General features: G+C 37.0%; 14 protein-coding genes. 5 read left to right on the forward strand and 9 right to left on the reverse strand.

Features of this window, described 5'->3' with window-relative positions:
• Position 1: 1 nt before the first annotated feature.
• The 3 genes from NK356_RS09780 to NK356_RS09790 all read right to left on the reverse strand — a co-directional run bounded on the left by NK356_RS09780 (position 2) and on the right by NK356_RS09790 (position 4,576).
• A complete protein-coding gene (locus NK356_RS09780) occupies positions 2-1,276 on the reverse strand; it encodes an acetyl-CoA hydrolase/transferase family protein (protein ID WP_034697424.1) in 1,275 nt (424 codons plus the stop codon).
• 220 nt (positions 1,277-1,496) lie between these two features.
• The gene (locus NK356_RS09785) at positions 1,497-3,008 is read right to left on the reverse strand and encodes a succinate CoA transferase (RefSeq protein ID WP_034697423.1); all 1,512 of its coding nucleotides are present in this window, start codon (positions 3,006-3,008) and stop codon (positions 1,497-1,499) included.
• A 416-nt stretch (positions 3,009-3,424) separates the two neighbouring features.
• Positions 3,425-4,576 (reverse strand): homogentisate 1,2-dioxygenase, encoded by a 1,152-nt coding sequence (locus NK356_RS09790; RefSeq protein ID WP_034697422.1) that lies wholly within the window; start codon positions 4,574-4,576, stop codon positions 3,425-3,427.
• Between the two features lie 123 nt (positions 4,577-4,699).
• On the opposite strand from NK356_RS09790, the gene NK356_RS09795 reads away from it, so the two are divergent.
• Positions 4,700-6,769, forward strand: coding sequence for a TonB-dependent siderophore receptor (locus NK356_RS09795; protein WP_034697421.1), 2,070 nt, complete (start codon positions 4,700-4,702; stop codon positions 6,767-6,769).
• Positions 6,766-7,227: a thioredoxin fold domain-containing protein gene (locus NK356_RS09800; RefSeq protein WP_034697420.1), complete on the forward strand. Its 462-nt coding sequence runs from the start codon at positions 6,766-6,768 to the stop codon at positions 7,225-7,227. Before NK356_RS09795 ends, NK356_RS09800 begins: the two co-directional genes overlap by 4 nt.
• Before the next feature lie 182 nt (positions 7,228-7,409).
• Here NK356_RS09800 and NK356_RS09805 read toward each other — a convergent pair whose 3' ends face one another.
• Complete coding sequence (locus NK356_RS09805) at positions 7,410-7,880, reverse strand: cupin domain-containing protein (protein WP_253316876.1); 471 nt, start codon at positions 7,878-7,880, stop codon at positions 7,410-7,412.
• Positions 7,881-7,883: 3 nt separating this feature from the next.
• Entirely contained in the window at positions 7,884-8,873 is a 990-nt protein-coding gene (locus NK356_RS09810) for an NADP-dependent oxidoreductase (RefSeq protein WP_253316877.1), read from the reverse strand.
• Between the two features lie 92 nt (positions 8,874-8,965).
• Between NK356_RS09810 and NK356_RS09815 the strand changes: the two genes are divergently transcribed.
• The gene (locus NK356_RS09815; RefSeq protein ID WP_034697438.1) at positions 8,966-9,343 is read left to right on the forward strand and encodes a helix-turn-helix domain-containing protein; all 378 of its coding nucleotides are present in this window, start codon (positions 8,966-8,968) and stop codon (positions 9,341-9,343) included.
• Positions 9,344-9,651: 308 nt separating this feature from the next.
• Here the strand turns inward: NK356_RS09815 and NK356_RS09820 are convergent, their stop codons facing one another.
• The 4 genes from NK356_RS09820 to NK356_RS09835 all read right to left on the reverse strand — a co-directional run bounded on the left by NK356_RS09820 (position 9,652) and on the right by NK356_RS09835 (position 13,481).
• Positions 9,652-10,506, reverse strand: coding sequence for a glycine betaine ABC transporter substrate-binding protein (locus tag NK356_RS09820; protein WP_253316878.1), 855 nt, complete (start codon positions 10,504-10,506; stop codon positions 9,652-9,654).
• 1 nt (position 10,507) lies between these two features.
• Positions 10,508-11,335, reverse strand: a complete 828-nt coding sequence (locus NK356_RS09825; protein WP_079240652.1) for a proline/glycine betaine ABC transporter permease — start codon at positions 11,333-11,335, stop codon at positions 10,508-10,510.
• 1 nt (position 11,336) lies between these two features.
• On the reverse strand, positions 11,337-12,587 hold the full coding sequence (locus NK356_RS09830) for a glycine betaine/L-proline ABC transporter ATP-binding protein (protein WP_253316879.1): 1,251 nt from the start codon (positions 12,585-12,587) through the stop codon (positions 11,337-11,339).
• A 528-nt stretch (positions 12,588-13,115) separates the two neighbouring features.
• Positions 13,116-13,481 (reverse strand): DUF1304 domain-containing protein, encoded by a 366-nt coding sequence (locus NK356_RS09835; protein WP_034697408.1) that lies wholly within the window; start codon positions 13,479-13,481, stop codon positions 13,116-13,118.
• A gap of 64 nt (positions 13,482-13,545) precedes the next feature.
• Between NK356_RS09835 and NK356_RS09840 the strand changes: the two genes are divergently transcribed.
• Both NK356_RS09840 and NK356_RS09845 read left to right on the forward strand, forming a co-directional pair.
• A complete protein-coding gene (locus tag NK356_RS09840) occupies positions 13,546-14,118 on the forward strand; it encodes a Crp/Fnr family transcriptional regulator (RefSeq protein WP_034697406.1) in 573 nt (190 codons plus the stop codon).
• Positions 14,119-14,181: 63 nt separating this feature from the next.
• A complete protein-coding gene (locus NK356_RS09845; protein WP_034697405.1) occupies positions 14,182-14,616 on the forward strand; it encodes a DoxX family protein in 435 nt (144 codons plus the stop codon).
• Positions 14,617-14,619 lie beyond the last annotated feature (3 nt).

The following is a 14,619-nucleotide window of genomic DNA, read 5'->3' on the forward strand; positions in this document are numbered from 1 at the left end:
ATCAGTGTTTAAATCTTTCAAAAGCAGCTCTTTCCAGCATTTCTCTGTCATCAGGATGAGCAATACTGATAAGTTCCTGTGCTCTCTGGCGAAGGTTTTTCCCATACAGATAAGCTGTTCCGTATTCAGTTACCACATAATGAATATGTCCTCTTGTGGTTACTACGCCTGCTCCCTGTTTAAGAAAAGGAACAATTCTGGAAATTCCTTTTTTGGTTCTTGCGGTGATGGCTATGATAGGTTTTCCATCATCACTTAAAGCTGCACCACGCATAAAGTCCATTTGCCCTCCGATTCCGCTGTACTGCATCGTTCCGATAGAGTCGGCACATACCTGTCCTGTAAGATCTATTTCGATGGCAGAGTTGATGGCTACCATTTTTTTGTTCCTCATGATGTTGATCGGGAAATTCACTTCACTTACATCTCTGAAGGCAAAGATTGTATTATCGTCCACATAATCATACAGTTTTCTGGTTCCGAAACAGAAGCTTGTAATGGTCTTATTGTCGTTATACCCTTTGTATTTGTTGTTGATTATATCATTCTGAATCAGATCAATAACACCGTCGCTCAGCATCTCTGTGTGAATTCCCAGATCTTTATGGTTGGTAAGGCATTTTAAAACAGCATCAGGAATCGTTCCGATACCCATCTGCAGCGTTGATCTGTCTTCAATAAGCTCTGCTACATTTTTTCCGACGAGCATTTCTTCAGGGCCTACTTTAGAACCATAGTCTACGGTCGGAAGTTCCTCTTCATGCCAAACCAGTTTATGAATTCTGCTGATGTGGATCATCCCGTCTCCATGAGTTCTTGGCATTCTCGGATTAACAATGGCAACAATGATTTTTGCTGTATCTACAGCGGCTCTTGCAATGTCCACTGAAGTTCCCAAAGTACAAAACCCGTGTTTGTCGGGTGGAGAAACTGTAACAATGGCTACATCAAGAGGCAGGATATTTTTTCTGAATAAAATAGGAATTTCACTTAAGAAAACGGGAACAAAGTCTCCACGGTCGGAATTCACTGCATCACGCACAGGAGTGGAAACAAATAAAGAGTTGATAAAAAAACTGTCTTTGTATTCCGGTTTTGCAATTTCCACATTTCCCTGTTGGGTAATGGAAACCATTTCCACATTTTGCAAACGATTAGACTGTCTTGCCAGCTCATCAATAAGGTAATTGGGAGTACAGGCACTACCGTGAAAAAAGACACGGTTTCCACTTTTTATCGTATATATTGCTTCTTCTGCGCTGATGTAATTATTCATATTTTGTATTTTTAAAAAGGGGGTTAAGGATATTTTTATAACTCATAAAAATACCTCTCTTCTATCAAAGATAATCTTTATAATTTTATATTCATATAAATATTTTGAGGATATTGAACAGACTTTTATCATATGGATAAACCAGCTTTGAATTAAACAGGAAGGACTGAATGTGTTGGCATTCAGTCCTTTCGTTTTATCTGTTGTTTTGATAAAAATCTTAATTAGCTATTTCTACAGCTGTTTTCTGCTTCATACTTCCGGTTTCTGCAAATCGTAAATGCCAGCTGAAAGATTCTTGTAATAAATGTGGAGTATGACCTCCTTTTTCACAGGCTCTGTCGAAGTAAGATTGTAGTTCTTCCTTATAATCCGGGTGAACACAATTGTCAATGATTTTCTGGGCTCTTTCTCTTGGTGCCAATCCTCTTAAGTCAGCTAATCCGACATCTGTTACCAGAATATCTACATCATGTTCTGTATGGTCAGTATGAGAAACCATTGGAAGAACATGAGAAATATTGTTGCCTTTTGAAGCTGCCTGAGTCACAAAAATACTTAAATAAGCGTTTCTTGCAAAGTCTCCGGAACCACCGATTCCGTTCATGATTTTTGTTCCTCCGATATGAGTAGAGTTTACATTTCCATAGATATCGAATTCAATGGCAGTGTTGATAGCAATTACTCCCAGTCTTCTGATCAATCCCGGTGTATTGGAAATATTTTGAGGTCTTAAAACGAATTTGTCTTTATATTTTGACAGGTTTCCCAGAACTCTTTCATAGCATTCCTGAGAAACGGTAATGGATGATGCAGAAGCAAAGCTTAGCTTACCGGAATCGATCAGATCGAATGTACTGTCTTGTAGCACTTCGGAAAACATTGTCAGGTCATAAAAATTACTGTCTTTGAATCCCGTCAGAACAGCGTTGGCTACTTTACCGATGCCTGCCTGCAGAGGAAGTAAACGGTCTGTAAGACGTCCCAAAAGAACTTCATTTTCAAAGAAAGCAAGAAGATGTTTGGCGATTGCTGTTGTTTTTTCGTCCGGTTCTGCAATATCCGCCGGGCTGTCTTTACGGTTGGTAAATACGATGGCCTCAATTTTTTCAGGATCTACAGGAATACTTTTTCTCCCGATTTTGTTCCATGGCGCAACAATTGGAATAACATTTCTGTAAGGATAATCTTCTGCCTGGTAGATATCATGAATTCCGTAGACTTCTTCAGGAACTTCCGTATTGATTTCAATAATAACCTTTTTAGCCAAAGCCGCAAAGGTCACTGAATTCCCTACAGATGTGGTAGGAACAATACTTCCGTCTCTTTCAATATAAGCAGCTTCGATAATGGCTACATCAATGCTTTGAAGATTTTTGGTGTGAAGAAGCTCGGCACTTTCACTCAAATGCTGGTCGATGAAGAGAATTTCACCATTATTAATTTTGTTTCTTAAAATAGGATCTACCTGGAACGGCATTCTTTTTTTCAGAACGTTGGCTTCTGCCAGTTTTCCATCGGTACCGTGCCCCAGTGAAGCTCCGGTCATCAAAGTGACTTTCAGGTCTTCTGTTTTTCCTCTTTCAGCCAATGCCGGTAAGATGGCTTTGCTGTCACCTGCTTTTGTAAAGCCGCTGGACCCAATGGTCATACCGTCTTTAATGATTTTTACAGCATTTTCGGCTGTGGTTACCTTTTGGTGTAAACTTTCTAATCTGATTCTTTCTAACATGTAATATTGATTTTGTTTTAAACCACCATTACTTAGGATGCGATATGAAAAATAATGATGGTAAATATGTTAACCATACCTCACAAATTTACGAAAAAAGACGCTTTAAATAAAGGATTTAAAGCGTCTTTTGTATGTATTCAGTAATACTTTTTTTATATGAGCTTAATAGATTTTTATTGTTAAATTAATCTATTTTGAATTTTTAACCATAAAAGTCACAAAGGCTTATGGCTAAACACTTTACTTTAATAAAAAAAAACAGTATGAGTGCTGCATAAAGTTCACATTAGACGAAAATCTTCGATTTTCAAAAGCTTAAGTGCTCTTTTTGGTAAGCATTATTTGCTTATAAGGCTTAAGTGTTTAAATCTTTTGTGACTTTTGTGGTTGATATTAAAGTTTATAACTGTTGACTATTCCAGCCATGAAGTTTTATAAGAAGGATCTTCTACTTTTAAAGCTTCTTCTGTAATTTTTAACGGGCGGAAAGGGTCTACCATTACAGCATATTCTTCCGTGAATTTTTTACCGATACTTCTTTCCATAGCACCAGGGTGAGGTCCGTGTACAATTCCGCCAGGGTGAAGCGTGAAGTCCATAAGGTCAATATGGTTACGGCTCATGAAATCACCTTCTGTGTAGAACAGTACCTCATCAGAGTCAATATTAGAGTGGTTGTAAGGCGCCGGAATAGCCTGTGGATGATAATCATACATTCTTGCACAGAATGAACATACCACGAAATTATGTCCTTCAAAATTCTGGTGAACCGGTGGCGGTTGGTGAATTCTTCCGGTAATCGGTTCGAAGTTTTTGATATTGAATTTGTAAGGATAAAAATAGCCGTCCCAGCCTACCACATCAAATGGGTGTGTGGCGTAGATGAAGTCGGTAATCTGGTTTTCTTTTTTTACTTTAATTAAGAATTCTCCTTTTTCATCGATAGGTTCTCTGTAAGTAGGAGCGATCATATCTCTTTCGCAGAATGGAGAATGTTCCAAAAGCTGTCCGAATTCGTTTCTGTATCTTTTCGGAGTATAAATAGGAGAGTGGCTTTCTAATACAAAAAAGACTGTATCATCAGATTTCAGTTCTACCTGATAAATGGTTCCTCTCGGAATAATCAGATAATCTCCCGTTACGAATTCAAGATCTCCTACAAATGTTTTCAAAATTCCGGTTCCGTTATGAACATACAAAAGCTCATCACATTCTGCATTTTTATAGAAATAATCCATCGATTTTCTTGGCTTTGCCAATCCCATTTTCAGGTCGTTATTCATCAAAAGGATCTTTCGGCTGTCCATAAAATCGTCTTCAGGAGTGACGTTCATTCCCTTAAACATTCTCGGAGCCACATTTTTTTCCACTGCTATTTTTGGAGTAACATCTTTCGGCTCACCGATAGATTTAATCTGTGTAGGGCGGTGGATATGATATAACAGAGAAGAAATACCATGGAAGCCTTCTGTACCGAAAAGCTGCTCATAGTAAAATTTATCTTCCGGAGACTTAAAGATCGTATGCCTTTTTGGTGGGATATTTCCCAGTTGATGATATCTCATTTTACTTTCATATGTAGTTTCTCAAATTTAATCATTTTTCATGAATTGGCTCAACCTATATTTTTTGCATTAAGTTTTGTATTTGAAAAATAATTGTTAGATTTGTCTAACAATTTTAATTTCATGAAGCGAATATTATTTTCTATTACTTTTTTATCAACCTATTGTTTTGCGCAGGAGACCGATAGTTTGAGTTTATCACAGACTAAAAATCTGGATTCTGCGAGAGTTACGAAGAGGGAAATCAAGACAAGTAACATTGAGGATGTAGTGGTTACCGGTACCATAAAACCGATGAGCAGGTCTAAAAGTCCTGTTGCCGTGGAAATTTACAGTCAGAAATTTTTTCAGAAAAATCCTACTCCCAGCATTTTTGAAGCCATTGCGATGGTAAATGGGGTAAAACCTCAGCTGAATTGTTCAGTATGTAACACAGGAGATATTCATATTAATGGACTGGAAGGACCGTATACGATGATTCTGATTGACGGAATGCCCATTGTAAGTTCACTTTCTACCGTGTATGGACTAAGTGGAATTCCGAATAGTTTGGTTGACCGAATTGAAGTAGTAAAAGGACCTGCTTCTTCAATCTATGGTTCTGAAGCAATGGGAGGTGTAATTAATATTATCACCAAAAATGCACTGACTGCTCCTAAATTAAGTGTTGATCTGATGACATCGAGTTGGTTTGAAAATAATCTGGATCTTTCCACCAAATTCAACGTTGGGAAGAATGCAGCTTCATTATTAAGTTTAAATTATTTCAGTTTTCAGGAAAGAATAGATCAGAATAAAGATAATTTCACGGATACCACTTTACAAAGCAGAATTTCCGTATTTAACAAGTGGAATTTTAAGAGAAAAGAAAACAGACAGGCAAGTTTTGCTTTGAGGTATCTGTATGAAGACCGTTTTGGCGGTGAAATGCAGTGGAATAAATCTTTCCGTGGCAGTGACGAAGTATACGGAGAAAGTATCTATACCAACAGAGCAGAGGTTTTCGGATTGTACGAATGGCCGATGAAAGAGCATATCGTGACACAGTTTTCTTATAATTATCATGATCAGAATTCGTTTTATGGATCAAACCCATTCAATGCTACACAAAAAGTGGCTTTTGTACAGACGTATTGGGACAGAAGTTTCGGGAAACATGATATCACGGCCGGACTTACCTTCAAAAGAACTTTTTATGATGATAACACTCCGGGAACATTAGCTTCAGACGGTATCACGAATGCACCGATGAAATCTCCTATCTGGGGAGCTTTTATCCAGGATCAGTGGGAAATTAATGATAAAAATACGTTGTTACTTGGGTACAGGTATGATTATGATAAAGTGCATCATTCTGTACATTCACCGAGGTTTGCATGGAAATTTAATCCCAATCCGTATCATACCTTGCGTTTCAACTTTGGAACAGGTTTCAGAGTGGTTAATTTATTTACGGAAGATCATGCTGCATTGACAGGTTCAAGAGAAGTTGTGGTAAAATCTGACCTGAAGCCGGAAAGATCCATCAACGGAAACCTTAATTATATCTGGAAAATTCCTGTAGGCAGCCGAATGGTAAATCTTGATGCGTCTGCTTTCTATACGTATTTCAGTAATAAAATTGTAGGGGATTTTGATTCTGATCCTAACAAAATTATTTATGATAATCTTCACGGATACGGAATTTCAAGAGGTGCTTCCCTGAATGTGGATTTCAGTTTTCAGTTTCCTTTGAGTGTTAATCTGGGAGTTACTTATCTGGATGTCTATCAGAAATTTGATAATGAAAATCAAAAAACACAGCAGCTGCACGCTCCGAAATGGAGTGGTACTTATAACCTGACCTATAAATTCGCGAATAACCTGACTATCGATTTTACAGGACAGTTTTACGGACCAATGAGGCTTCCTGTTCTTGTGAACGATTTCCGCCCTGAATATTCACCCTTTTATTCTTTGGCCAATATTCAGGTGTCCAAGAGTTTTAAATCCGGATTTGAAGTGTATTGCGGGATGAAAAACTTATTCAATTTCAGACCTAAAGATCCTTTGATGAGACCATTTGACCCGTTTGATAAGCATGTTGATGATCCTATCAATAATCCTAATCATTATACTTTTGATACCGCATACGGTTATGCACCGATGCAGGGGATCAGAGGTTTCCTGGGAGTAAAATATACTTTAAAATGAAAAAAATAGCTTTATTTTTAATGTTAGTGCCCTGTTTTTATCTGTCTCAGATGAAGACAGGCACTTTTTCTGATCTTGAAGTTCAGCAGAAAGAAAACCCGAAGCCGGTGGTTATTCACCTTTATACGGACTGGTGTGCAGTCTGTAAGATTGAGTCTTTCCGTATGAGTAAAGATAAAGAGCTGGTTGATATGATCAATGACAATTTTTATTTTGTCAATTTTGAGGCAGAGAAGACAAAGGAAAAAATCCATTTTCAGAATCAGGAGTTTGAATATCTGCAGAATGGAAACTCCGGAATTCATGAGTTGGCACTGGCTTTATCAAAGAATAAAAATCAGCCTGTTTATCCTTTATGGGTATTCCTGGATAAACATCAGAATCTGGTGTATTATCAGGAAGGGCAGATGACACCTGAGAAAATGAAGCAGAAGCTGTTGGAGATTTCTGCTTTGTAAGGTGTGAGATTTGAATTTAGACAATTATATACAATTTCACATCAATCCTGCTATTTTTATTATGACGCTGTCATTCTGAATGTAACGCAGTGAAATGAAGAATCTAAGCTTTACATGAGATTCTTCCTTCGTCAGAATGACAATGGTGTAAAATACTATATAGTCATTATAGTCATCTAAATTTAAATTTTTGCATCAATCAACACCGCCAGCTGAATACAAGGTTCATCAGAACGGTTGCTCCATGCATGATTTGTTCCTCTTTGAATGACAATGTCGCCAGGTTTCAGAAGAGTTTCACCTTCTTCCATGATGATATAGAGCTCACCGGAAAGAATAATGATATAATCAAGTGTAGGCGTTTGATGCATCATCGGATGAGGTTCATTCTTTTTCCATTCTACTCCTAAATTTTTATCTGGAGGGACTATAACATATCGAAGATAAGTGCCATTTTTAGGTGTTTGCGGAAATCCGGTATTGGGGATTCTGGTTTCAAAGTCCAGACTGGCTGGCATGGTCTGGGTATTCCACACATCGGAAATGATAAGTCCCGGGAAGTGTTCTACAGCATTTTCTACCTGCATATCTTCAATAATGACAGATTTTCCGTCTTTTATTCCTGTTACGATTCGTCTTGGTATTTTGTTCATAGATTAATGTTTCATGATAAGTTTATGACCTTGGGTCTGATTATTTTTTAGAATAGAATGTGCCTGCAGAACAGTCTCCAAAGAAATATTTCCAACGGTTTTATATCGTGGAGGAAGAATAGTTTCGTTTTCAATGAGTGTCTTGATGGTAAGTAAACTGTTTTTATAGTACTCGTATTTTTTAACCATTCCATACGTATAATTGGAGATATTCATAATCAGAGTTCCTTTGTTGAAAAGGGTTTCGTGAGCATCTTTTGTAACCAAAGCCGTCACATCTACATACATTCCGTTAATTTTTAAAACGTCTGCAGTGACTTCTGACATGTAATTTCCTACCAGATCAATTCCATATTCGAAAGGCTGATCGTTATTGGCTTTTAGAATATTACTGATAAGATTTTCTTCTTTATAATTGATGATCTGATGGTTTTTCAATCCCAGATTGAGAAGAATCTGTCTGTTTTCTTCGCTGCCCACTGTGGCTGTGATTTGTTGGATATTATGTGCTAATAAAAGTTTGATCAGAAATGAACCCACGCCTCCGGTTGCTCCCGTTACCAGAACTGTATTTTCCGGATTTAGTTTCAAACGGTTAAAGATCTGTAAAGAAGTCATCCCTACTGAAGGAATAGCAGCCGCCTGTTCAAACGAAATATTTTTTGGCTTAAAGGAAACAATAGCTTCAGGAACTACAATATATTCAGCGTAAGTACCGTTGCTTCCCATAGAGCCGCTTCCACAGTAGACTTCATCTCCAATATTGAATTCTGTAACATCAGAACCTGTATTCACTACAATTCCGGATAATTCTCTTCCTAATATCGGGGAACTGATCAGTTTCCTCTCCAATTCATTTTCCAGCATCTGATAATCGATGGGATTGAAACCGCTTGCTTTGATTTGGATTAAAACTTCGTTGCTTTTGGGTATGGGTTGTTCTGCAAATCCGTCTTCCAGTTTTCCGTTTTTATTTAAAATAACTGCTTTCATAATTGTTAATTTGATACACAAATGTAAAAAGGGAATAGTTTATATTTGCTACTAGTTAACCAATGGTAACTAGTTACCTTCATGAAACTATTATGGCAAAAATCATTGAAAACGGCATCGAAAGAGAAGCCAGCTGCACAGAAGAATTGTTCGCAATGCGGGACAGTCTCGATGTTTTGGGAGGAAAATGGAAACTGATGATCTTACGGTATCTGACGAACAGACCGGATCAGATGATTCATTTTAAAAAGCTGGAACGCAGTATTGAAGGAATCTCTGCGAAAATGCTGAGCAAAGAATTAAAAGAGTTAGAAACCAATCTTTTGATCACAAGGACTATTCAGGATACAAAACCGATTACGGTAACGTATGCAGTGACGGAATATGGAAAATCAGTATTTCCTGTGACGGAAACTTTGGTTAATTGGGGAATCATTCATCGGGAGAAAATCAAAGAATCCATGGGATAGTCATGAGATATAGGAAAACGCAAAGACGCAAGAATTTTCCTTTAAATAGGCCTTAAGGCGCAAGGATTTTATCTTTGATAAAATTTAATTCTGTTGAATTTTAACTGAAACAAACTTGCTGAAAATCTCCTATTGAGCGAAGTCGAAATGTTCTTGCGCTTTAAAGAAGTATATTATTAAATTTCTTTACGTCCTAGCGATTACTAATAAATATTGCTTCATAGAGAAAAGATCAGATAATCTGTATTGATGAAAAAATCCTCAGACTCATATAGAGTTGAGGATTTTAAATACTACCAAATTGTTTATTAATTTTTATCTAACCACAACTGTACGAGTTCAGAGTGATCTTCCACCCATTCTTTGGCCGTAGCTTCTTTGTTTTTACTCTGTTCCATTTTCATTAAAAGATCAGACATATTTTCATCATCAAAATGAATTTTGGAAAAGAATTTAGCCAGCTCCGGATGATCTTTTGCAAAGCTTTTTCTGGAATAGGTTTTAATCTGTTCTGCTTCACCAAATATCTTTTTGGGATCATCAAGAAACTTCAGCTTCATTTTACCAAACATCCAATGAGGCTGCCATCCGGTTACAACAATCCATTCTTTACGCTGTATGGCATTCTGTAATTCGGTGATCATGGCAATGGTAGAGGAGTTGATCTGTTGGTAATCCAGCTTATAATCTATAATTGCTTTATCTGTTCCGGTAGTTAATCCGGCTCCTTTTTCAATTCCAATGATTCTGTGATTGAACTGATCTTTATGCTGGTTGAGCTCTTCAATGGAATTAACAGGAACATATTCCGGGATAACCAATCCTATACGTCCGTTGTCATAATTGGTTCCAAGATGAACTAATCCCGGGAATTTAGCCAGTTTTTTAGCATGGGTGTAAGGAAGCCAGACTCCCATGAAAAGATCTGTATCTTCATTATTCATCGAAGCCAGAATCATATCCGTAGATGCTTTTTGAATAATGGCATGATAACCCTGTTTATCCAGAATGGCTTTTGCAACATGTGTCATCGCAACATCTTCCGCCCAGCCGTCTACCATTCCTATGGTGATGTATTTAGAGTTTTTTATGTTTTCACACGAACTTAATATTGTAAATATCAACACTAAAACGGGTAAAAACAGATATTTTAATTGTTTCATCTTATTGCTTTTTCTTTACAAATCCCTGAGTAATACGGTCCAGGATAATGGCTAAAATCACAACGGATAAACCACTTTCAAATCCTAATCCGATATCCAGATTATTAATTCCTTCAAGTACTTTCTCTCCCAAACCGCCTGCAGCAATCATTCCTGCAATAACAACCATGGATAAGGATAACAATATGGTTTGATTAATTCCCGTTAAAATTGTTTTCATCGCTAACGGAAGTTCTACCTTGAAAAGGATCTGACGGTTGGTCGCTCCAAAAGCTCTGGCAGCTTCTACAATATCTTTCGGAACGGCTTCAATTCCCAATGTCGTTAATCGTACTGCTGGTGGCATGGCAAAAATAATGGTTGCAAAAGCACCCGGTACTTTACCGATACTGAAAAACAGTACAGCAGGAATCAGGTAGACAAATGCGGGCATGGTCTGCATTAAATCCAGTAAAGGACGAATGATTTTGTCGGCTATTTTGCTTTTCGCAGCTAAAATTCCCAAAGGGATAGAAAGAATAAGAGCGGTAATGGTGGAAACAAAGATAAGTGCCAGTGTTTCCATGGTTTCTTTCCATAGTCCCATTAAAAATATTAAACTTAATCCGGCAGCGGTTACCACAGCGATACCTTTTCCGGCTTTCCATAATGCCAACAGGGTAAAAAAGAGAATGATTACATAAAAAGGGGTGTTTGTTAAAATCCATTCAATTCCCATAATGGAGGAATTTCCCAGATGTTTTATGACATCAAATACAGGCTTTCCGTTTTCTGTGAGCCAATTGATTGCAGTTTCTACATATTGGCCTATATCTATAGTTTTATTCATCTTATTGATTGTTTGCGATTTCTTTTAATTCTATGATCTCTTCTTCGTTAAACTTGGTAGCTTCTATGACAAGCGATAACTGGGTTACTAGACCTAAAAATTTATTGTCTTCATCAATTACGGCAATGGACGATTTATTTTCTGAGATCAGCGGCAGCATTTCTTCTACAGTCACTTCAGGATAAACCGAAGGAACATTACTGTTGATAATAGATTCTACCGTAGGTTCTTTCTTTTTGGCGATGCGGACCACATCTTTAAGCGTTACAAAGCCAAGAAATTTATTTTGAAAATCTACCACAGGTAAGTTTTCCAGACCTGTAGCCCTCATTTTTCTTAAAGCTCCTTCAGGACCGTCTTTTCTGAAACGTACCACCGTCGCTTTGTCGAACATCAAAGATCTTGCAGTGATAATGGTCTTACGGTCTACTTTCTCTACAAATGCTTTCACATAGTCGCTTGCAGGATTGGTTAAAATATCTTCCGCTGTTCCTATTTGCTCTATGACCCCATCTTTCATAATGACGATACGATCTCCGATTTTAATGGCTTCGTCCAAATCGTGGGTAATAAAGACTATGGTTTTTTGCAATGTATTCTGCAGTTCAAGCATCTGATCCTGCATTTCAGATTTGATCAATGGATCCAGTGCGGAGAAGGCTTCATCCATAAGCAATACTTCAGGATCGTTCGCTAATGCTCTTGCCAATCCTACTCTCTGCTGCATTCCTCCTGAAAGCTGGGAAGGATATTGGTTTTCAAAGCCGGTTAATCCTACGATATCCAGAGCTTTCTGTGCTTTTTTATCGCGTGAAACTTTGTCTTCTCCTCTGATCTCCAGTCCGAAACCCGCATTGTCGAGAATTGTATGGTGGGGAAGTAATCCGAATTTCTGAAAGACCATACTCATTTCTGTTCTTCTTACTTCCAGCAGTTCTTTGTTGTTTTTTCCGGTAATATCATCGTCATTGATGAATACTTTTCCTGAAGTAGGTTCATTCAGTCTGTTAAGACAGCGCAGTAGAGTAGATTTTCCACTTCCCGACAATCCCATAATCACAAAGAATTCTCCTTCATAAATTTCAAAACTGGCTTTGTTGATTCCTATGGTACAGCCTGTTTTTTCAAGAATTTCCTTTTTGGAAAAACCTTTGTCCAGAAGTTCCTGTGCTTTTTCTTTGTTTTTACCAAAGATGATCGTCAGGTCTTTCACTTTAAGTTTTACTTTTCGAGTGTTTTCATTTTTTTCCATATTCAGAATTTTTCAATTAATAATTTGATATAAAAAATTGTACACCAATTCATTATATACATTTAGCTTTCGTTGTTCTGCTGCTGAGAATAGGATAAAATAGTTTGTTAAGCCTTTATTGATAAAAGCTTTAAACAAAAAAATAACAGCATAAAGACCTGCTGGTCTTATGTTTATTTTAAATATTTCAATAGATTATACTCTAGAAAAAGAGTGTATTATGTAAAAAGAAACTGATCTTTTACATAGATTCTACAATTAAATTACTGATGAGGTAATTACAGATATGTGTACTGAACAACTTGAATGGCTACATTTTATCAAAATGCTTGCCAGCATCAAAAAACTGTATATCAATTTTTTATGACGGTGCAAATTTACGAATTTTATATTAAATGGATTTTTACATGTGTAAGTTGTTGATTTTCAAAGTAGTTTTAAAGAGGCGGTTTCATGACGAATTTTCTCTTATCATTAAAGGTAAGAGAAGATGAATAGGGTAATTATTTTAAAAGATAAACCGTAAGACTATTTCAATAAAACGGCAATAACTGCAAGAATGGCGGGTAATGCCTGAACGAAAAATATTTTTTTAGTGGCAGAAATTGCTCCATAGATTCCGGCAACAGCTACACATCCTAAAAAGAATAATGCTACATTGGTCTGCCATTGCGGATCTTTAATCAGAAAAGACCAGATCAGTCCGGCAGCCAGAAATCCATTGTAAAGTCCCTGATTGGCAGCGAGTCCTTTCGTTGGTTTAAACATTTCTGCAGGCAGAGCAGCTTTAAAAACTTCTTTTCCTTTGGTTTCCCATGCGAACATTTCCATCCAAAGAATATAAAGGTGTTCCAGTGCAACGACGGCGATCAGAATTTTAGCAACGATTTCCATGATTCAATATTTTCTCATTGTAAAACTAAAAAAATAAAGTTAAGTTTGAGTATTAATTTGCAAGATGGACTCATTCAAATCACATTTAAATAAATTCATTACGATCAATGACGAGGAATTTGATTCCATTATTTCTTTTTTTCATGTTTTGAAAGTGAAAAAGAAAGAAAATCTGATGGTTGAAGGTGAGGTATGCAAATTTAAATATTTCGTTCTGGAAGGCTGTCTGAGGAAATTTTTTGTGAACGAAAAAGGGGTAGAACAAACCACTGAATTTGCTATTGAAACCTGGTGGATGTCTGATACTTTTGCTTTTGAGAAACAGTTGAAATCGGATTTTAATATTCAGGCTGTAGAAAATTCCAAAATTTTAGCCATTGATTTTCAGTCTCAGGAGCTTTTATTGGAAAAGCATCCCATCATGGAACGCTATTTCAGAATGGTGTACCAAACAGCTTATGCGGCGGCTGAAAAAAGAATCCGTTATATTTACGAGATGACAAAGGAAGAATACTATGTACATTTTAGCACTCTGTATCCTTGGTTTATCCAGAGAATTCCACAATATTTAATTGCTTCCTTTTTAGGTTTTACGCCGGAATATCTGAGTGAAATCAGAGCAAAATTACGATCTTAAACCAGTTTAAGTTTTTTACGGATCAGAAGCCGGAAATTTGTCATGTGATTAAAAGCTAATGCAATGACAGATCAAAAAAATCAATTTCCGCAACTTTTTTTAAGACTGGCTCTTGCCGTTACGATGCTTTCTGCAGTGGCAGACCGATTCGGATGGTGGAGCAAAGAAAATTCATCATGGGGAAACATGGAGAGTTTTAAAGAATATACAAGACAGCTTACCTTTTTTCTACCGGAAGCTTTAAGTACAGTTTCAGCGTATGCCGCTACCTTTTTAGAAATTCTTTTTCCTTTGATGCTGATTTTTGGATTTAAAACAAAAATGGCAGCCTATGGAAGCTGTATCCTGCTGTTAATTTTTGCGATATCCATGACCATTGCATCAGGACCAAAAGCCCCACTGAACTATTCTGTATGGGTGGGAAGTGCAGCCGCTCTTTTACTGGCGGTACAGCAACATTATTCTTTAAGTATAGATCAATTAACCAAAAAAATATAATAT

This window comes from Chryseobacterium sp. S0630 (genome assembly GCF_024158915.1).
Taxonomy (GTDB): domain Bacteria; phylum Bacteroidota; class Bacteroidia; order Flavobacteriales; family Weeksellaceae; genus Chryseobacterium.